Source organism: Micromonospora sp. NBC_01655 (assembly GCF_026339755.1).
Lineage (GTDB): Bacteria > Actinomycetota > Actinomycetes > Mycobacteriales > Micromonosporaceae > Micromonospora.
This window is the reverse complement of the sequence record NZ_JAPEQF010000001.1, coordinates 2744129-2761851: the sequence shown is the minus strand read 5'-3', so window position 1 is coordinate 2761851 and position 17723 is coordinate 2744129. Positions and strand designations below refer to the sequence as shown.

The following is a 17723-nucleotide window of genomic DNA, read 5'->3' as shown; positions in this document are numbered from 1 at the left end:
TCACCCTCTCGCTTCGGGCAGTTCGCCCGAGGTGGAAACGTCGTCATCCCACACCAGGGCCGTCGCGCCCTGGACCTTTATCACCCGCACCCGCCGGCCGGGGACGAAGCTCTGCGTCGCGTCGTACGACCGGGCGCTCCACAGCTCTCCGTCGATCTTGACCAGGCCCTGCTCGGCGTCGACCCGCTCCAGCACCAGGGCGGTGGACCCCTCGATCGCCTCCACCCCGAACGGCTGCTCGCCGCTGTCCCGGGCGGAACGGGCGTGCCGGCGGATCGCCGGCCGGGCCACCGCCACGCTGAGCGCCGAGACCGCGGCGAACACCAGCGCCTGCACGGCGGTCGGCGCGCCCAGGGCCGCGGCTCCGGCGGCGGCGAACGCGCCGACCGCGAACATGATCAGGAACAGCGTCGTCGTGAAGATCTCGGCGACCGCCAACACCACACCCAGTACGACCCAGAACACCGCGTCCACCCCCTAAGGGTGACACGTCGGAGCACGCGCGGCCCGCAGGCAAGATCAGTAAGCTCGGCGGCAGCCGTTTCCGCGAGGGCGCCGCCGGCGTCCCGAGAGCCAGTGGAGGAGCCGTGTCGCTGCCATCCGAGACCGCCCGAGGGGTCGACGCCGTGGTCGCCCGGGCGCAGTCCGCCGGGCGTACCCCGTCGCTCGTGCTCGGCGTGGTGCGCGAGGGTGAGTTGGCCCACGTCGCCGCCGCCGGGGAGCATCCCCGCCCGGACGCCGACCGGCAGTACCGGCTCGGCTCGATCACCAAGACGATGACCGCGGTGCTGGTCATGCAGCAGCGTGACGCCGGGACACTGGCCCTGCACGACCCCCTCGACGCGCACCTGCCCGGCACCGGGGTCGGCGCGCTCACCCTGCACCAGCTCCTCGGCCACGCCAGCGGCCTCCAGCGCGAACCGGACGGCCCCTGGTGGGAGCGGGCCGAGGTCGGCGACCTGGCGTCCGTGCTGGCCGGCGTGGGCGAACACAAGATCGCCTACCCGCCGCACCGGGTCTACCACTACTCCAACCTGGCGTACGGGCTGCTCGGCGGGGTGCTGGAGGCGGTCACCGGGACGGGCTGGTTCGACCTGCTCCGGCAGCGGATCCTGGCACCGCTGGGCATGACCCGCACCACCTACCAGGCCGCCGAGCCGTTCGCCCGAGGGTACGTGGTGCACCCGTGGCACGACACGCTGCGGGAGGAGCCGCGCACCGACACCGGGGCGATGGCCCCGGCCGGGCAGCTCTGGTCGACGATCACCGACCTCGGCCGGTGGGCGGCGTTCCTGGCCGACCCGGACCCGGCCGTTCTCGCCCCGGAGACGCTCGCCGAGATGTGCGCGCCGGTGGCGATCAGCGACCTCGACTCGTGGACCAGCGGGCACGGCCTCGGCGTCGAGCTGTACCGGGCCGGGGACCGGGTGTACGTCGGCCACGGCGGGTCGATGCCCGGGTACGTCGCCGGGCTGGCCGTGCACCGCCCCACCCGCACCGCCGTGGTCGGCTTCGCCAACTCGTACGGCCTCCGGGTCGGCCACGTCGGCGGCCTCGGGCGGGAGGTGCTGACCACCGTCCTGGACGCGCTGCCGGACCCGGTCGCGCCGTGGCGTCCGGCCGACGCCGCGCCCCCGGCCGAGCTGGCCGAGCTGACCGGCCGCTGGTGGTGGATGGGCACGGAGATCGAGTTCCGCGCCGACGCCGCCGCCGGCGATCTGCGGGCCGGCCCGATCGGGAACCCGGTCATGCGGTTCACCCGGGAGGGCCCGGACCGCTGGCGGGGCCGCTCCGGTCCGGAGGACGGCGAGATCCTCACCGTGCTCCGCGACGACGCGGGCCACCCGGTCGCCCTCGACGTGGCCACCTTCGTCTTCACCCGCACCCCCGACGAGGAACCCTAACCACCCCTGGGATGGCGGGTGCCGGCAAATTCACGGAAGGCGTGGTCATTCCTCGGCGAATAGCCACGCTTTCCGTGAATTTGCGCGGCCGGGGCGAGGCGGTGGGGTGGGGTTAGGGTGCCGGATCGGTGACGAAGTCGATCAGCCGTTCCATGGCGTTGATCAGCGGGGTCTCCACGTCGGCGAAGCTGTCCACCCGGGACAGGACGTGCCGCCACATGTCGGCCGGCTCGGCCACCCCGAGGGCCGCGCAGACCCCCTCCTTCCACGGCCGCCCCGGCGGCACCACCGGCCACGCCGCGATGCCCAGCGCGGCCGGCCTGACGGCCTGCCACACGTCGACGTAGGGGTGGCCGGTGACCAGCACGTGCGGGGAGTTCACCCGGGCCACGATCCGGCTCTCCTTCGAGCCGGGCACCAAGTGGTCGACCAGCACGCCGAGCCGCCGGCCCGGGCCGGGGGCGAAGTCGCGCACCTGCGCGGCGAGTTCGTCGATGCCGTCCAGCGGCTCCACCACCACGCCCTCGACGCGCAGGTCGTCGCCCCAGATCCGCTCCACCAGGGCCGCGTCGTGCACGCCCTCGACCCAGATCCGGCTGGCCTTGGCCACCTGCGCCCGCACGTCGCCGACCGCGATCGAGCCGGACGCGGTGCGCCGGCGGGCCGCCGGCACGGGCGCGCGGGCCGGCCGGCGCAGCGTGACCGGCCGGCCGTCGAGCAGGAACGCCGCCGGCAACAGCGGGAAGTTGCGCCGCCGGCCGTGCCGGTCCTCCAGCACCACCGCGCCGGACTCGAAGCCGACCACCGCGCCGCAGAACCCGGAGTCGGCGTCCTCGACCACGAGATCGGCTTCGGCGTCCACCTCGGGGATCACCTTCCGCCGCCGCCAGTCGCCCGCCAACACGTCCTCGCCGTACCGCCCCACCATCCCGCCACGCTAACCCCCGCCCGCCCCGGGGCGCGCCAGCCGCGCCGATCATGGAGTCGGGTGCCCCGCGAAAAGGTGCACGAACGGAATATCCGGTCACCACGAGTCCATGATCGACGCTAACCGGGGCGGGGCAAGCGGCAGTCGAGACAGGGGTGGGGCGCAGCACGTACCCTCTCTTGCATGTCCTCCCCCGCAACGGGCGCGGTCACGCTCGCGCCCCGCCGGTCGAGCCGGTTCGTTGCCTGGGTGCGCGCGTGGCGCGCCGGGCTCGTGCCGTACGACGAAGTCGCCGAGGAGATCGCCGGCGACGAGGAGCACCTCGTCGCGGACGCCCCCGGCACCTGGACCGACGTCCCACTGCGGGACGCGCTGCCCACCCTCGCGAAGCTCTCCCCGGACGAGATCCGGCTGGTGCTGCCCGCACCCGGCGACCCACGGGGGCTGCCCGGTCCGGGCGACTTCGCGGGCACCGCGCTGGTCACCGGCGAGGCGGTGGTGGCCGGCGGGCTCGGGCTGATCCCGCAGGTGCGCACGCACACCTCCGGCTCGGGGATGACCTTCGAGACGGTGCTCTGGCGCTGCTACCCGCTGCCAGCCGACGCCCCGGCCGCCTCGCTGGCCTCGCCCGGCGCCGCCGAGGCGGAGGCGGAGCTGGCCATCGCGCTCGCCGAGACCACCGCCGCCCTGACCCGGCTCGACGTGGCCCAGTGGCGACCCGAGCTGGCCGGCGCGCTGGCCGCGCTGCGCCGCCCCGACGGGACCACCGACCTGCCGCCGGGCTTCGACCCCCGGGCGCGGCGGCTGTTCGCCCGCGCGGCCGTGCTCGACCGGGTGCTGGCCCTGGCCGGGCACAGCGCGCCGGGCGGCGCGATCAACAACCACGAGGCCCAGCAGCGCGACGCCGCGCTCCGGCCGCTCACCACCGCCTGCCGGCAGGCCCTCGTCGCCGCCTGCAACGCCCCGCTACGCCCCTGACCCGCCCGCCGCAGCCGGGTCAGGGGCCACGAGCCCAGTCCGTACCCGGCGGCGGAACGGACCGGCCCGATCCGCGCGCGGGTCAACCGGTCCGGGCGAACCGCCGGGCCGCAACCACGAGGGCAAGCAGGCTCGTGACCAGCAGCGCGGAAAGCTCCACCGCGACCGGGGGCGTCCAGCCGGCCACCTGGAGACCGGGCGGCATCTGCTCCGGCGGTAACGCCAGGGCCGCGGTGCGGCGCAGCGCGTCCACCCGTGGCACCGCCGAGACAGGCGTCGGGCCGCCTCCGCCTGCTGCCGGGCCAACAACGCCGCGAGACCGACCTCCGGATCGACCAACCGGACCGGCGCGGGGTAGGCCACCGGATGGTGCAGCAACGACATTCGGGCGGGAGTGAACAAGGCTCGCAGGCGTTCGGAACTGTTCCGAACGCCTGCCCGCATCAGGGCTGCCACCACCTCCTCTGCTGGCAGCGAAAGCCGGTCGAGCACGTTCACGGGGGGCGCTGCCCGGCGGAGCCGGGGTCAGATCTCGTCCATCAGGTCGGCCACGGAGTCGACGATCCGGGACGGGCGGTACGGGTACCGCTCCGCCTCGGTCCTGGTGCTGATCCCGGTCAGCACCAGGATGGTCTCCAGCCCGGCCTCCAGGCCGCACAGCACGTCGGTGTCCATCCGGTCGCCGATCATCGCGGTCGTCTCGGAGTGCGCGTCGATGGTGTTCAGCGCCGAGCGCATCATCATCGGGTTGGGCTTGCCGACGAAATAGGGCTCCACCCCGGTCGCCTTCGAGATCATCGCCGCGACCGAACCGGCGGCCGGCAGCGCGCCCTCGACCGACGGGCCGGTGACGTCCGGGTTGGTGCAGATGAACCGGGCCCCCTCGTTGATCAGCCGGACCGCCTTGGTGATCGCCTCGAAGCTGTACGTCCGGGTCTCCCCCAGCACCACGTAGTCGGGGGCGAAGTCGGTGAGCACGTAGCCGACCGCGTGCAGCGCGGTGGTCAGCCCGGCCTCCCCGATCGCGTACGCGGTGCCGCCCGGCCGCTGGTCGGCCAGGAACTGGGCGGTGGCCAGCGCCGCCGTCCAGATGGCGTGCTCGGGCACCTCGAAGCCCATCCGGGTCAGCCGGGCCTGCAGGTCGCGCGGGGTGTAGATGGAGTTGTTGGTCAGCACCAGGAACGGCTTGCCGGAGGCCCGCAGCTTGTTGATGAACTCCGGCGCGCCGGGCACCGGCTGGCCCTCGTGCACCAGCACGCCGTCCATGTCGGTCAGCCAGCTCTGCACCGGCTTTCGCTCGTACATTCGTCGTCCCAGGGGGTGTCGGGGCGGGGCCGCCGGACGGCGACCCGCACGGGTGTCGGAGGTGGCGGGCGGCGGGTCAGGGCCGGCGGGCCGGCACGCAGCACACCGTCGGGCAGGTGTCCCACAGCGCCAGCTCGCCGAGACGGCGGCGCAGCCGCTGCCCGCCCGGCTCGGTGCGCTCGGCGACCAGTTCGCGCACCATGGCCACGAACCGCGGGTCGGTGCCCGGGGTGCCGGCCCGCACGTAGTCCAGGCCGAGCTGCTTGGCGGTCTCCAGCGCCTCGGTGTCCAGGTCCCACACCACCTCCAGGTGGTCGGAGACGAACCCGATCGGGCTGACCACCACGGCGGTGGTGCCGGCCTCGGCGACGGCGGCCAGGTGGTCGTTGACGTCCGGTTCCAGCCACGGCACCTGCGGCGGGCCGGAGCGGCTCTGCCACACCAGGTCGTACGGCAGGTCGGGGGCGGCGGTCGCGTGCACCAGCCGGGCCACCTCGGCGAGCTGGGCGGTGTACCGGCCGCCGTGCGGGCCGGCGTTGGCGGCCATCGAGACGGGCACGGAGTGGGCGGTGAAGACGAGCCGGGTGCTGGCCCGCCGCGCCGGGTCGAGCTGGGCCAGGGCCGTCCTGACCGCGTCGACGTGCGGCTCGACGAAGCCCGGGTGGTCCCAGAACTGGCGCAGCTTGTCGATCACCGGGGCGTCCGGGCCGACCGCCGCGCGGGCCTTCGCGATGTCCTCCTGGTACTGCCGGCAGGAGGAGTAGCCGCCGTACGCGCTGGTCACGAACGCCAGGGCGGTGGTGATTCCGTCGTCGCGCATCCGCGCCACGGTGTCGGCGAGCATCGGGTCCCAGTTCCGGTTGCCCCAGTAGACCGGCAGGTCGATGCCGTGGGCGGCGAAGTCCGCCCGGACGGCGGCGAGCAGGTCCCGGCACTGCTGGTTGATCGGGGAGACCCCGCCGAAGTGCTGGTAGTGCTCGACGACCTCCGCCAGCCGCTCCGGGGGCACGCCCCGCCCCCGGGTCACGTTCTGGAGGAAGGGCAGCACGTCCTCGGGCCGCTCGGGGCCGCCGAAGGAGACCAGCACCAACGCGTCGTACGCCATGGGTCCATTCTTCCCCGCCCGCCGGTCGGCCGGGCGACGGCCCCTGGTCAGCTCGTTGAGCCGGGTGTCACGAGGTGGCCCCCGCCACACCTCGGAAGGTGGCCGGGGGCCGGTGGTCACACCTCAGGAGCCGATGGCGTGGTAGCCGCCGTCGACGTGCACGATCTCGCCGGTGGTCGCCGGGAACCAGTCCGACAGCAGCGCCAGGCAGGCCCGGGCGGCGGGCTCCTGGTCGGTGAGGCTCCAGCCCAGCGGGGCCCGCTCGGCCCAGGCGTCCTCGAACTGCTCGAAGCCGGGGATCGACTTCGCCGCGATGGTGCGCAGCGGGCCGGCGGCGACCAGGTTGCTGCGGATGCCCTGCTTGCCCAGGTGCAGCGCGAGGTAGCGGGACGCGGACTCCAGCCCGGCCTTGGCCACGCCCATCCAGTCGTAGACCGGCCACGCCTTGGTGGCGTCGAACGTGAGACCCACCACCGCGCCGCCCGGCGACATCAGCGGCAGCGCCGCCATGGCGAGGGACTTGTAGGAGTACGTCGAGACGTGCAGCGCGGTCGCCACGTCCTCCCACGGCGCGTCGAGGAACCCGCCGCCGAGGCAGCTCTGCGGGGCGAAGCCGATCGAGTGCACCACCCCGTCCAGGCCGTCGGCGTGCTCGCGGACCTTGTCGGCCAGACCGGCGAGGTGCTCGGCGTCGGTCACGTCCAGCTCGATCACCGGGGCCGGCTCGGGCAGCCGCCGGGCGATCCGCTCGACCAGGGAGAGCCGGCCGTAGCCGGTGAGCACGACCTGCGCGCCGTTCTCCTGGGCGAGCTTCGCCACGGAGAAGGCGATCGAGGCGTCGGTGATGACGCCGGTGACCAGCAGCCGCTTACCGGCCAGCAGTCCGGACATGTCGGGGTTCCTCCGTTGAGTCGGTGCGATGAGCAGCGTCAGTGGCCCATGCCCAGGCCGCCGTCGACCGGGATCACGGCGCCGGAGATGTAGCCGGCGGCGTCCGAGGCCAGCCAGGCGACCACCCCGGCGACCTCGTCGGGGGTGGCGAACCGACCGGCGGGGATGGACTTCAGGTACTCGGCCCGGCGGTCCTCGGGCAGCGCGGCGGTCATGTCGGTGTCGATGAAGCCGGGCGCGACGACGTTGGCGGTGATGTTGCGTCCGCCCAGCTCCCGGGTGATCGAGCGGGCCACACCGACCATGCCGGCCTTGCTCGCCGCGTAGTTGACCTGGCCGGGGCCGCCGTACAGGCCGACGACCGAGGAGATGAAGATCATCCGCCCCCAGCGGGCCCGGAGCATCTTCGTCGAGGCACGCTTGGCGCAGCGGAACGCACCGGTGAGGTTGGTGTCCAGCACCCGGGTGAACTGCTCCTCCGACATCCGCATGATCAGGGTGTCGTCGGTGATGCCGGCGTTGGCCACCAGCACCTCGACCGGGCCCAGCTCCGCCTCGATGGTGCCGAAGGCCGCGTCGACGGAGGCGGAGTCGGTCACGTCACAGGTGACGCCGAACAACCCCTCGGGGGCGTTGCCGCTACGGTGCGTCACCGCCACCCGGTCGCCCTGCTTGGCGAACGCCTGGGCGATGGCCAGGCCGATCCCCCGGTTTCCGCCGGTCACCAGCACGGTTCGGGCCACGGGTCCCCCTCTGCTCCGCTGATCCACGTCGGTGGGGAGCCTAGGCGTTACCGGCAGGTAAGCGCTAACGCGGGCGCGTCGCCCGCCCGTGCCGCTTTGGGCGGGCCCGGGGCCGGCGGCCGAATTCGGGCGGGCGACCCCCGGGTGTACGATGATCCACGTTCCGGACCAGGCCGACCGCAGGAGGTGATCGCTGTGCGAGATAGCGATCCTCCCAGTCGTGGCCGGGCCGATCGTCAGCCCCGCTGAGCCACGACTCAGCAGGTGAGCTGACCCAGCTCCGCTCCCCCCGCCGTCCACCCTCGCCTCCCCGGCGGGGCGACCGCGCCGTGCCGTCCGATGAGGACGACGCGGGGAGCCTCCCGGTCACGACTTCGTGTGCGCGTCCTGCCTACCCCTGCGGTCCCGCGACACCGCGGACCGTCCAGCCGCCACCGGAGCCTTCCCATGAGCCGTTACGTCGCCCCGCTGGGCTTCACTCTCGCCGCCGTCTGGGTGGCCGTCGTCTTCGTCCTCACCTCCGCCGGGCACTGACCGCCCCGCCCACGCCGACCGTCCACGGTCGACGCGGACGCGGGACGGGACCCGGTCAGATCAGGCGGGCCGACCACAGGAGACTGCTGGCGCCCGCGCAGAGGGCCAGCAGCAGCGCGATCCCGGCGTACCACTGGGTGACCTCGCGGGGCTCGGTGCGGAACCCGATCGAGCTGCCCATGTCCTGGTAGACCTTCTTCAGCTCGCTGACCGAGGCGGCCTCGTAGAAGTACCCCTCGGTGGTCTCCGCCAACTCGGCCAGCGCCAGCCGGTCCACCGGCACCCGCTGGAGCTGCCCGCCGATGTCGACCTGGCCGGCGTCGGTGCCGAAGGCGATGGTGGAGACCGGCACATTGGCCGCCTGGGCGGCGGCGGCCGCCTCCTCCACCGACCGCCCGGAGGTGCGGAAGCCGTCGGAGAGCAGCACGATCCGGGCCGGCGGGATGCCCGCCGCACCGTCGGCCGGCACCGACCGGATCGCCTCCAGGCAGGTGAACACCGCCTCGCCGGTCGCCGTCGCCTCGGCCAGCACCAGCCCGTCGATCGCGCTGGTCACCGCGCCCCGGTCCTTGCCGGGCGGCACCAGCACGTTCGCCGACTTGGCGAACGAGACCAGGCCGAGGTTGTAGCTCTCCGGCAGCTCGCCGACGAACTGCTTGGCCGCCTCCTGGGCGGCCTCCAGCCGGTTCGGCGCCACGTCGTCGGCCTGCATGGACAGCGACACGTCGATGGCCAGCATGACGGTGGCCCGCTCCAGCGGCTCCTTGGTGTCCATCGCCGGCCGGGCCAGGGCGGTGGCCAGCACCAGCAGGCTGAGCAGGAACGCCACGGCCGGCACGTGCCGCCGCCAGCCCAGCCCCTTCGGCGCGAGCGTGCGCAGCAGGTCCACGTTGGTGAACCGCATCGCGTACGCCCGGCGGTGCAGTTGCCGCCACACGTACAGCGCGGCGAGGGCGAGCACCGGCAGCACGGCCAGCAGCCACCACGGTTGCAGAAAACGGATCATCGTGTCGTCCCCCGGGTGCGGGCGTGCCGCTGCGCGGCGACGAAGCGCACCATGTCGAGCAGCCAGTCGGTGTCGGTCCGCAGTCGCAGGTGGGCCGCGCCGGCGGCGCGGAGCTGGGCGGAGACCTCCGCCCGCTGGGCGGCGGCGGCCTCGGCGTAGCGGCGGCGCAGCCGCGGATCGGCGGTCTGCACCTCGTGCAGCTCCCCGGTCTCCGGGTCGACCACCGGCAGCACCCCCACGTCGGGCAGCTCCAGCTCGCGCGGGTCGACCACCTCGATCGCCAGCACGTCGTGCCGGACCCGCAGCTTACGCATCGGCCGCACCCACTGCTGCGGCGGCGCGAGGAAGTCGGAGATGACCACCGCGACCCCGCGCCGGCGGGGTGGCCGGTTCAGCATGTCGACCAGCGCGCCCAGGTCGCTGCGCCCGGGCCGGATCTCGGTGCCGGCGATCGCCCGCAGCAGCCCCTGCGCCTCCTTGCGCCCGGACCGGGCGGGCAGCCGGACGAGCCGCCCGGGGCCGGCCGGCGGCGGCGCGCCCCGCCGGCGTCCGGCCGGGGCGGCCGGCTCGGCGCCGCTGCCGACCACCGCCCCGATCCGGTTGCCGCCGCGTACGGTCAGGTGGGTCAGCGCGGCGGCGGCGGCCACCACCACGTCCCGCTTCAGCCACTGGCCGGTGCCGAAGTCCAGGCTCGCGGACAGGTCCACCGCGAGCCACGTCTCCAGCTCCCGGTCGGCGACGGTGCGCCGCACGTGCGGCGTCGTCGTGCGCGCGGTCACCGGCCAGTCCATCCGGCGTACGTCGTCGCCGGGGCGGTACTCGCGCGACTCCCCCGCCTCGCTGCCCGGGCCGGGCAGCAGCCCGGCGTAGTCGCCCTGGAGCAGGCCGTCGAGCTTGCGGGTGACCAGTAGCTGGAGCCGGGACAGCAGCGCCTCGCTGCGGGGGGCGGCGGCGGGTGACGGCGACCACCGCGTACCCCCCGAGGGGGTGGGTGAGGTCACGGCCGCTGCCCGGGCCACCCGGCGGCGGCCGGCGCCGGGCCGGCCGGGGTGGCCTGCTGGCGCGGGGTCACCGACGGCAGCGGGATGGTCGACATCACCCGGTGCACCACGTGGTCGGCCGGCACGTCGTCGGCGAGCGCGTCGTAGCTGAGCACCAGCCGGTGGCGCAGGATGTCCGGTGCGATGTCCTGCACGTCCTGTGGGAGGGCGTAGTCCCGGCCGCGCAGCAGCGCCAGCGCCCGGGTGGCCCGGACCAGGCCGAGCGAGGCGCGCGGGCTGGCGCCGTACTGGATCAGCTGCGCGACGTCGGGCATGCCGTGCTCGGCGGGGGTACGCGTGGCCAGCACCAGCCGCACCGCGTAGTCGACCAGCGCGTTGTGCACGAAGACCTGGTCGGCCTTGCGTTGCAGCGCGATCAGGTCCTCGGTGTCGAAGACCCGCGCCGGCTCCGGCGGGGCCACCCCCATCCGGTACACGATCTCCCGCTCCTCGGCGTCGGTCGGATATCCGACGACGATCTTCATCAGGAAGCGGTCCCGCTGCGCCTCCGGCAACGGGTAGACGCCCTCCTGCTCGATCGGGTTCTGGGTGGCCATCACGAGGAACGGGTCCGGCACCCGGTGGGTCTGGCCGCCGATGGACACCTGCCGCTCGCTCATCACCTCCAGCAGGGCCGACTGCACCTTGGCCGGGGCCCGGTTGATCTCGTCGGCGAGCAGGAAGTTGACGAAGACCGGGCCCAGCTCGACGTCGAACTTCTCGCTGGACTGCCGGTAGATCCGGGTGCCCATGATGTCGGCGGGGACCAGGTCCGGGGTGAACTGCACCCGGGCGAAGGATCCGCCGACCACCTTGGCGAGGGTCTCCACGGCGAGGGTCTTCGCCACCCCGGGCACCCCCTCCAGCAGGCAGTGCCCCCGGGCGAGCAGCGCCACGAACATCCGCTCGACCATCCGGTCCTGGCCGACGATCACCCGCTTGATCTCGAACAGCGCCCGCTCCAGCAGCGTCGCGTCCTGGGCCGGGGTGGTCGTCGGCGGCGCCGACGTCGGGAAAGTGTCCGGCGCGCTGCCGTTCGGCGTCGGGGTGTCGGGCGTGGTCGGCTGGGCCACCGGTCCTCCACAGCATGATCGGTTGTCGCGGCGTGGTGCGTATCAAGACTCGCATGCCCGGCTGAGTGCCGAGGCGGGGAGAAGCCGTTTTCCGCCACGCCGTCCCGCCGTCCCGAAACGCCGATCACGGGTTTACACCAGGGGGTCCGGCGTGTGTACCATTCACCCCGTCGCCGGGCGGCTCCCCCCGTGGCCGCCCGGCGCTCAGACTCCTCGCCGCGCGCCTAGACTGGCCCGGATGAGCGCCTCCCTTCCCGCCGACGCGGTGCCGATCTGCTCGGCCCGGGGCTGTCGCGCCCCAGCGGAGTGGGCGCTGCGCTGGAACAATCCCCGCCTGCACACCGCCGACCGGCGCAAGACCTGGCTCGCTTGCGCCGGGCACCGGTCCTCGCTCGGCGACTTCCTCGACGCACGCGGCTTCCTTCGGGAGGTCACGCAACTGGCCGGATCGCCTACGCTCGACTGGTGAGCGCGCAGAGCGGACCCTCCCGGTGACCGGCGACCCCGTCGGCGGCCCGCCCCCACCCGGCCAGTCGGCCGGCCTGCCCGGGTCGCACCCCGCGCCGCCACCCACTCCGCCCGGGTCGCACCCCGCGCCGCCCCCGGGGCCCTCCGGGCCGTACCCCTGTCCCGCCGGGCCGGAGTCGCCCGGCGCCGGTGCGGGATCGTTCGCGGCCGGACCGCCGCCGGCCCCGACCGGGGCGGCGCCGTTCCCGCCGGGCCCGCTGGAGCCGTGGCCGGACACCGTGCGGTGGCAGCCGGTGTCCCCCAACCTGATCTGGGTGGAGCTGCTGCGGCTGGCCGCGGTGCTCGGGGTGCTGCTGCTGGGTCTCGCCGTCGGCTGGGCGTTGAGCGGGCACTGGCTGTTCGGCGGTGCCCTCGGCGCGGTCGTGCTGGCCGGCGCGTGGCGGGTGGTCACCATCGTGCGCGCGGTGCACGCCTGGGGGTACGCCGAGCGTGAGAACGATCTGCTGGTGCGGCACGGGCTGCTGGTCCGCCGACTGTCCATCGTGCCGTACTCGCGGATGCAGTTCGTCGACGTCAGCGCCGGTCCGCTGGAACGGGCCTTCGACCTGGCCACGGTGCAGCTACACACCGCCGCCGCGGCCAGCGACGCCCGGGTGCCGGGGCTGCCCCCGGCGGAGGCGTCCCGGCTGCGCGACCGGCTCACCGCGCTCGGCGAGGACCGCGCGGAGGGCCTGTGAGCCAGGGCCAGCACAACACCGACCCCACCGGCGCCCCCCGCTCCCCGCAGTTCCCCGACCAGCAGGCCGGGGGCGGGGAGCCGCGGCAGCGGTTGCACCCGCTGAGTCCGGCGCTGCACGGGGCCAAGTCGCTGGTGGTGGTCATCGCCGGGCTGTCCTGGTCGACCCTGTCCCGGGTCGGCTTCGGCTGGTTCGCGGCGATGGTGACCGCGCTGGCCCTCGGCGCGACGGTGCTCGCGGTGGTCAGTTGGTACAACACCGGCTACCACGTGGTCGGCCGGGAACTGCGGGTGTACGAGGGCCTGCTCTGGCGGCGCACCAGGGCCATCCCGCTGGAGCGCCTCCAGGCCGTCGAGGTGGTCCGCCCGCTGCTCGCCCAGCTCACCGGGCTGGCCGAGCTGCGGCTGGAGGTGGTCGGCGGCGGGAAGACCGAGGCGCCGCTGGCGTACCTGGGGGTGGCCGAGGCCGCCGCCCTGCGGCAGCGGCTGCTCGCGCTCGCCGGTACCGGGGCCGCCCCCGGCCCCCGGGCGGCGACCCCGGCGGCGGCCGGGCCGGGGGTGGGACACGGGGCCTCGCCGGTCCCGCCGGGCCGGGCGCTGCACGACGTGGCCAACCGGGACCTGCTGGTCAGCCAACTGCTCACCCCGCAAGCGTTCCTGCTCCCCTTCGGCGTGGCCTTCGTCGCGGCCCAGTTCCTCTCCGAGGGCTCCTGGTCGTTCATCGCGGTGGCGAGCACGCTCACCGCGATGGCCGGCGTGCTGCTGCAACCGGTACGCCGCGTCCTCGACGACTGGAACTTCCGGCTGGCCCGGGACGAGGGCACCCTGCGGATCCGCAACGGCCTGCTGGAGACCCGGGCGCAGACCGTGCCGCTGAACCGGGTGCAGACGGTCGGGGTGACCTGGCCGCTGCTCTGGCGCGCCAAGGGCTGGCTGCGGCTGCGGCTTGAGGTGGCCGGCTACGCGGCCGGCGAGCCGGACGACCGGAACCGCCCCGACCGGCTGCTGCCGGTGGGTGACGCGGCCACCGGGGAACGGATCGTGGCGGAGGTGCTGCCGGGGGTCCGGCTGAGCGGGCTGGCGACGAGCCTCCCGCCGACCCGGGCCCGGTGGCTGCGCCCGCTGAGCCGCCGGGCCGTCGGCGCCGGGCTCGACGAACGGGTCTTCGCCGCCCGGTCCGGGCTGGTCGCCCGGCAGCTCACCGTCGTGCCGTACGCCCGGATCCAGAGCGTGCGGGTGACCCAGGGCCCCGCGCAGCGGCGGCTGCGGCTGGCGACCGTGCACGCGGACACCGCGGGCGGCGCGGGCGCCGCCGCGCACGACCGCGACCTCGCCGAGGCATGGTGGCTGGCGGCGGAGCTGACCGCGCGGGCACAGGCCGCCCGCCACCTGCACAGGTGAGCGGTGACTTCGCTGGCCGGATCGGCGGCCAGGTGCCTCCCTGGAAGGTGGGTGGTCGAGCGCAGGTTCTCCTGGATCAACCGATTTCTTCGCTGTCGCTCAGGTCGTCGACCCGAACCGGTGTCCTCCGGTGGAAAGTGACCGCGAGACCGTACGGGTGGCAGATGGGCAGCCGCCCGTCGGCAAAGCGAATGTGCCATTCGTCGAGGTAGAAGTTGAGCTCTGGGGAAGCCAGCGGGAATTCCTCGACGCGGAAGTTTCGGTAGGAGTCCAGCTCTGCCTCGGTAAGGCCGAACAGGGCCGGGTCGCTCAGGAGCACCCGGTGTACGAAACGAAGCCCGGCCTCCAGGTAGTGGTCGACCCTGCCGAGCACCTCGACGATCAGGGGCAGATCAGCGCGGTCAAGGTCGTCCGTGCCGTCGAGCAGGATGTTGACCTCGACCGGTTCGGAGTACAGCGAGCTGTGCGGGGGTCGCTGCGCAGCCCACCCGCGTAGGGCACCAGGTCCTCGGTCGAAGATCAGCGGCCCGATGCCAGGACGGGACACGGTCGAGGTCACGAGGGCCCCTTTCAGGCGAGCAGCACGACGTGCTGGGACAAGGCGCTCAGCGGGTGGCCTGGACCGCCGGCGGCCCGTCGGCGGTGGTGGTGGGACCGGCCGGTTCCGGCTCCGGCCCGCCCGTGGGGCCGTCGGCCGGCTCCGGCCCGACCGGCGTCCGGCGCGCCCGCCGGGCCGCCCACCAGCGCTCGGCCAGGCCGACCACGAGGAAGGTCATCCCCACGTACGCCCAGCCGACCAGCACGTCGATGACGTAGTGCTCACCGGAGTAGACCAGGGTGAAGGTCATCGCCAGCGGGTACGCCAGCAGCAGCGGCCACCACCGTCGGCGGGTCGCCCGCAGGAAGAACAGCACCACGAACAGCGCCCACGCGGTGTGCAGCGACGGCATCGCGGCCACCGGGTTGGAGGCGATCTGCCCGGCGTTGAGCAGGTTGCCCGCGCCGTGCATGCCGAACGCCTTCCAGCCCCGGGTGGAGATCCGGGCCACCTCGGTGAGCAGGCCGTTCTGCGCCGCCCACCAGGGCGGGGCGGCCGGGTAGAGGAAGTACGTGGCCAGCCCGGCCGCACAGAGGAACCCGAAGCGCCGCATGTACGCGGCCCACCGTTCCCGGTTCCGCATCCAGAGCACCCCGGCGGCGGCGAGGGTCACCACGAAGTGGGAGAAGTAGACCCAGCTCGCGAGCACGTCCCACCACTGCACCTCGGGCCGGTAGAGGTGCTCCTGCAACCAGACGGTCGGCACCTCGCCGCCGGTCGCCCAGCCGAACATGAACCGGTCGGCGACGATCAGCTCCATCGCGTGCGGGGTGGCCCCGTTGTCGGCGAACCCCCGGGACAGGTTGTAGGCCGCGAGGAGCAGCACCACCGGTACCCAGTCCCGGGCGAACAGCAGGTGGCTGCGCCACGGGCGGTGCGAGTTCCAGGCGACGGTGCCCGCCCAGATCCAGAGGAACGCGTACGCCGGGTCGGTGGGCAGGCCGATGCCGAGCCAGGCGGCCACGAAGGCCGCGGCCCAGACCGACATGGCGATCACCCGGCGGCGACCGCCGTCGGGTGGGGCGGGCGGTCCGGCGGGGGCGGGGGTCCGGGGGTCAGTCACGACGGCCATCGCCGTCCAGGTTAACGGCGGCACCGCGACCGGCCGACGCCGACCACCTAGGCTGGGCGCATGCAGGAGCAGTCGGAGCAACCCCTCGCGCCGGGCCTGTCGGCCCGGGTCGAGCTGACCGTGACCGACGCCGACACCGCGCGGGCCGTCGGCTCCGGCGACGTGCCGGTGCTGGGCACCCCCCGGGTGCTCGCCCTGGTCGAGGCGGCCACGGTCGCGGCCACCGCCGACGACATGCCGCCCGGCCGGACCACGGTCGGGCTCCGGGTCGAGCTGGACCACCTGGCCGCCACCCCGGTCGGCCGTACGGTGGCGGCGCACGCCCGGCTCGCCACGGTCGACGGGCGGCGGCTGCGGTTCGTGGTGAGCGTCACCGACGGCGCGGAGACGGTCGCCCGGGGGCTGGTGGACCGGGTGCTGGTCGACCGGCAGCGCTTCGTCGAGCGGGCCGGCGGGGCCCGGTCCGACGCCGCGGCCGGCGGTCGCCCGGCGGCGGCGTCATGACGCCGCGGTTCGTCGAGATCGCCGACCGGGTGCACGTGCTGCGGGAGCCGCTGCTCGACGTCAACGTCACGCTGGTCGTCGGCGACGGCGCGGCGCTGGTGGTGGACACCCTCTCCACCGCCGGGCAGGCCGCCGAGCTGGCCGCCGCGGCCCGGGCGGTGACCCCGCACCCGTGGACGGTGGTGAACACCCACCACCACTTCGACCACTGCTTCGGCAACGCCACCCTGGCCGCCGACCCGGCCCGACCGGTGTACGCGCACGAGGTCGCCGCCGCGGCGCTGCGCGAGCGCCCCGACGAGCTGCGCCGGGCGGCGTACGAGGAGGTGCGCGGCGAGCGGCCGGCGCTGGCCGCCGAGCTGGCCGGCACGGCGCTGCTGGCCCCCACGCACGTCGTACGCACGGAGACGGTGCTGGACGTCGGGGGCCGGCGGGTGCTGCTGCGCCACCCGGGGCACGGGCACACCGACGCCGACCTGGTGGTGCACGTGCCGGACGCGGACGTGCTGGTCGCCGGGGACCTGGTCGAGCAGGGCGGCCCACCGGCGTTCGAGGAGTCGTACCCGTTGCAGTGGCCGGACGCGGTGGCCGAGCTGCTGCGGCTGACCACCCCGGGCACGGTCGTCGTGCCCGGGCACGGCGAACTGGTCGACCCGGAGTTCGTCCGGGCCCAGCACGGCGAGCTGGTCGAGCTGGCCTGGCTGATCCGGGCCGGCCACACCGGCGGCGCCCCACCGGAGCGGGTGGCCGCCGACGCCCCCTTCGGGGCCCGCGCCGCCCTGCTCGCGGCCCGCCGCGGCTACGCCGAACTCGACGGCACCGCCTGACCGCTCCCCGCCCCGGCCGCCGGCCGGGCCGCCGGGTGTCGACGAACGTCGCGGCGGCCGTGGGGCGGCCGACGTCGGGGGCGGACCGGCGCCCCCCTCGGTCAGCAACCGGGAGCGCGGGGCCCACGCGGTGGGAGTGGGTCAGTCGGCGGCCGTGATGAGGGCGGCCAGGGTGTCCAGGTGCGGCAGGGCCTCCGCGAGGGCCCGGCGGGCGGCCGGATCCAGGGCGGCGAGGGCGTCGGCGAGCAGCTCGGCGCGGTGCCGCTCGTAGTCGGCCATCCGCTGCCGCGCGGCGTCGGTGAGGCGCAGCCGGACCAGCCGCCGGTCGCCCGGATCCCGCTCGCGGTGCAGCAGCCCGGCGTCGACCAGGTCACCGACCAGGGTGCTCACCGTGTTCGGCGCGGTGCGCAGCCGCCGGGCCGCCTCCTTGACGCTGACGTCGGGGTGGGCGCGGACCACCAGCAGCAGTTCCACCTGCGCCTCGGCCAGCGCCGGCCGGTTGGCCCGCCGGGTGGTGCGGCGGCGCAGCAGCCGGTGCAGCTCCGCCACGGCGGCGCCGAGCCGGGCAGCGGTCTCGTCGGTCGGCACCGGGTCACCTACTTCACAGCGA

Annotated in this window: 20 protein-coding genes; 7 read left to right on the top strand and 13 right to left on the bottom strand. The window is 74.7% G+C overall.

Features of this window, described 5'->3' with window-relative positions:
* Positions 1-474, bottom strand: coding sequence for an NfeD family protein (locus OOK41_RS13040; RefSeq protein WP_117669651.1), 474 nt, complete (start codon positions 472-474; stop codon positions 1-3).
* A gap of 113 nt (positions 475-587) precedes the next feature.
* Here OOK41_RS13040 and OOK41_RS13035 point away from each other — a divergent pair, with 113 nt between their 5' ends.
* Positions 588-1904 (top strand): serine hydrolase, encoded by a 1317-nt coding sequence (locus tag OOK41_RS13035; RefSeq protein WP_266264880.1) that lies wholly within the window; start codon positions 588-590, stop codon positions 1902-1904.
* 112 nt (positions 1905-2016) lie between these two features.
* On the opposite strand, the gene OOK41_RS13030 is transcribed toward OOK41_RS13035, so the two are convergent.
* A complete protein-coding gene (locus OOK41_RS13030; protein WP_117669653.1) occupies positions 2017-2832 on the bottom strand; it encodes a DUF3097 domain-containing protein in 816 nt (271 codons plus the stop codon).
* 183 nt (positions 2833-3015) lie between these two features.
* On the opposite strand from OOK41_RS13030, the gene OOK41_RS13025 reads away from it, so the two are divergent.
* Positions 3016-3810 carry a hypothetical protein gene (locus OOK41_RS13025; protein ID WP_117669654.1) on the top strand — a complete coding sequence of 265 codons (795 nt, stop codon included), beginning with the start codon at positions 3016-3018 and terminating at the stop codon, positions 3808-3810.
* Between the two features lie 82 nt (positions 3811-3892).
* Here the strand turns inward: OOK41_RS13025 and OOK41_RS13020 are convergent, their stop codons facing one another.
* From OOK41_RS13020 to OOK41_RS12985, 8 genes are all read right to left on the bottom strand, one after another.
* Entirely contained in the window at positions 3893-4063 is a 171-nt protein-coding gene (locus OOK41_RS13020; RefSeq protein ID WP_266264877.1) for a hypothetical protein, read from the bottom strand.
* Between the two features lie 272 nt (positions 4064-4335).
* The gene (locus tag OOK41_RS13015) at positions 4336-5115 is read right to left on the bottom strand and encodes an HAD-IIA family hydrolase (RefSeq protein ID WP_117669655.1); all 780 of its coding nucleotides are present in this window, start codon (positions 5113-5115) and stop codon (positions 4336-4338) included.
* Between the two features lie 76 nt (positions 5116-5191).
* A complete protein-coding gene (locus tag OOK41_RS13010) occupies positions 5192-6220 on the bottom strand; it encodes a ferrochelatase (protein WP_266264874.1) in 1029 nt (342 codons plus the stop codon).
* Positions 6221-6343: 123 nt separating this feature from the next.
* Entirely contained in the window at positions 6344-7111 is a 768-nt protein-coding gene (gene fabI / locus OOK41_RS13005) for an enoyl-ACP reductase FabI (RefSeq protein WP_266264872.1), read from the bottom strand.
* Between the two features lie 38 nt (positions 7112-7149).
* Positions 7150-7854: a beta-ketoacyl-ACP reductase gene (fabG, locus tag OOK41_RS13000; RefSeq protein ID WP_266264871.1), complete on the bottom strand. Its 705-nt coding sequence runs from the start codon at positions 7852-7854 to the stop codon at positions 7150-7152.
* A gap of 589 nt (positions 7855-8443) precedes the next feature.
* Positions 8444-9394 (bottom strand): VWA domain-containing protein, encoded by a 951-nt coding sequence (locus OOK41_RS12995; RefSeq protein ID WP_117669659.1) that lies wholly within the window; start codon positions 9392-9394, stop codon positions 8444-8446.
* Positions 9391-10395: a DUF58 domain-containing protein gene (locus tag OOK41_RS12990; RefSeq protein ID WP_266264869.1), complete on the bottom strand. Its 1005-nt coding sequence runs from the start codon at positions 10393-10395 to the stop codon at positions 9391-9393. The genes OOK41_RS12995 and OOK41_RS12990 overlap by 4 nt, the downstream gene beginning before the upstream one ends.
* Positions 10392-11507: a MoxR family ATPase gene (locus OOK41_RS12985; RefSeq protein ID WP_117669660.1), complete on the bottom strand. Its 1116-nt coding sequence runs from the start codon at positions 11505-11507 to the stop codon at positions 10392-10394. Before OOK41_RS12985 ends, OOK41_RS12990 begins: the two co-directional genes overlap by 4 nt.
* A 238-nt stretch (positions 11508-11745) precedes the next feature.
* Here OOK41_RS12985 and OOK41_RS12980 point away from each other — a divergent pair, with 238 nt between their 5' ends.
* The 3 genes from OOK41_RS12980 (at position 11746) to OOK41_RS12970 (ending at position 14112) form a co-directional block, all read left to right on the top strand.
* The gene (locus OOK41_RS12980; RefSeq protein WP_117669661.1) at positions 11746-11976 is read left to right on the top strand and encodes a hypothetical protein; all 231 of its coding nucleotides are present in this window, start codon (positions 11746-11748) and stop codon (positions 11974-11976) included.
* Between the two features lie 256 nt (positions 11977-12232).
* Complete coding sequence (locus OOK41_RS12975; protein ID WP_117669672.1) at positions 12233-12712, top strand: PH domain-containing protein; 480 nt, start codon at positions 12233-12235, stop codon at positions 12710-12712.
* 92 nt (positions 12713-12804) lie between these two features.
* The gene (locus OOK41_RS12970) at positions 12805-14112 is read left to right on the top strand and encodes a PH domain-containing protein (RefSeq protein WP_266267804.1); all 1308 of its coding nucleotides are present in this window, start codon (positions 12805-12807) and stop codon (positions 14110-14112) included.
* Positions 14113-14188: 76 nt separating this feature from the next.
* On the opposite strand, the gene OOK41_RS12965 is transcribed toward OOK41_RS12970, so the two are convergent.
* The gene (locus tag OOK41_RS12965; RefSeq protein WP_266264866.1) at positions 14189-14671 is read right to left on the bottom strand and encodes a hypothetical protein; all 483 of its coding nucleotides are present in this window, start codon (positions 14669-14671) and stop codon (positions 14189-14191) included.
* A 46-nt stretch (positions 14672-14717) separates the two neighbouring features.
* The gene (locus tag OOK41_RS12960) at positions 14718-15782 is read right to left on the bottom strand and encodes a phosphatase PAP2 family protein (protein WP_266264864.1); all 1065 of its coding nucleotides are present in this window, start codon (positions 15780-15782) and stop codon (positions 14718-14720) included.
* A 60-nt stretch (positions 15783-15842) separates the two neighbouring features.
* Between OOK41_RS12960 and OOK41_RS12955 the strand changes: the two genes are divergently transcribed.
* On the top strand, positions 15843-16286 hold the full coding sequence (locus OOK41_RS12955) for a thioesterase family protein (RefSeq protein ID WP_117669665.1): 444 nt from the start codon (positions 15843-15845) through the stop codon (positions 16284-16286).
* Positions 16283-17113, top strand: a complete 831-nt coding sequence (locus tag OOK41_RS12950) for an MBL fold metallo-hydrolase (RefSeq protein ID WP_266264859.1) — start codon at positions 16283-16285, stop codon at positions 17111-17113. The genes OOK41_RS12955 and OOK41_RS12950 overlap by 4 nt, the downstream gene beginning before the upstream one ends.
* A gap of 141 nt (positions 17114-17254) precedes the next feature.
* On the opposite strand, the gene OOK41_RS12945 is transcribed toward OOK41_RS12950, so the two are convergent.
* Positions 17255-17701, bottom strand: a complete 447-nt coding sequence (locus tag OOK41_RS12945; protein ID WP_266264857.1) for a MarR family winged helix-turn-helix transcriptional regulator — start codon at positions 17699-17701, stop codon at positions 17255-17257.
* Positions 17702-17723: the final 22 nt, after the last annotated feature.

Excerpts from the sequence above, each read along its gene's own strand:
- OOK41_RS13030 (WP_117669653.1), bottom strand. The coding sequence starts at position 2,832 with ATGGTGGGGCGGTACGGCGAGGACGTGTTGGCGGGCGACTGGCGGCGG.
- OOK41_RS13025 (WP_117669654.1), top strand. The coding sequence starts at position 3,016 with ATGTCCTCCCCCGCAACGGGCGCGGTCACGCTCGCGCCCCGCCGGTCG.
- OOK41_RS13015 (WP_117669655.1), bottom strand. The coding sequence starts at position 5,115 with ATGTACGAGCGAAAGCCGGTGCAGAGCTGGCTGACCGACATGGACGGC.
- OOK41_RS13010 (WP_266264874.1), bottom strand. The coding sequence starts at position 6,220 with ATGGCGTACGACGCGTTGGTGCTGGTCTCCTTCGGCGGCCCCGAGCGG.
- fabI (WP_266264872.1), bottom strand. The coding sequence starts at position 7,111 with ATGTCCGGACTGCTGGCCGGTAAGCGGCTGCTGGTCACCGGCGTCATC.
- OOK41_RS12995 (WP_117669659.1), bottom strand. The coding sequence starts at position 9,394 with ATGATCCGTTTTCTGCAACCGTGGTGGCTGCTGGCCGTGCTGCCGGTG.
- OOK41_RS12980 (WP_117669661.1), top strand. The coding sequence starts at position 11,746 with ATGAGCGCCTCCCTTCCCGCCGACGCGGTGCCGATCTGCTCGGCCCGG.
- OOK41_RS12960 (WP_266264864.1), bottom strand. The coding sequence starts at position 15,782 with ATGGCCGTCGTGACTGACCCCCGGACCCCCGCCCCCGCCGGACCGCCC.
- OOK41_RS12955 (WP_117669665.1), top strand. The coding sequence starts at position 15,843 with ATGCAGGAGCAGTCGGAGCAACCCCTCGCGCCGGGCCTGTCGGCCCGG.
- OOK41_RS12950 (WP_266264859.1), top strand. The coding sequence starts at position 16,283 with ATGACGCCGCGGTTCGTCGAGATCGCCGACCGGGTGCACGTGCTGCGG.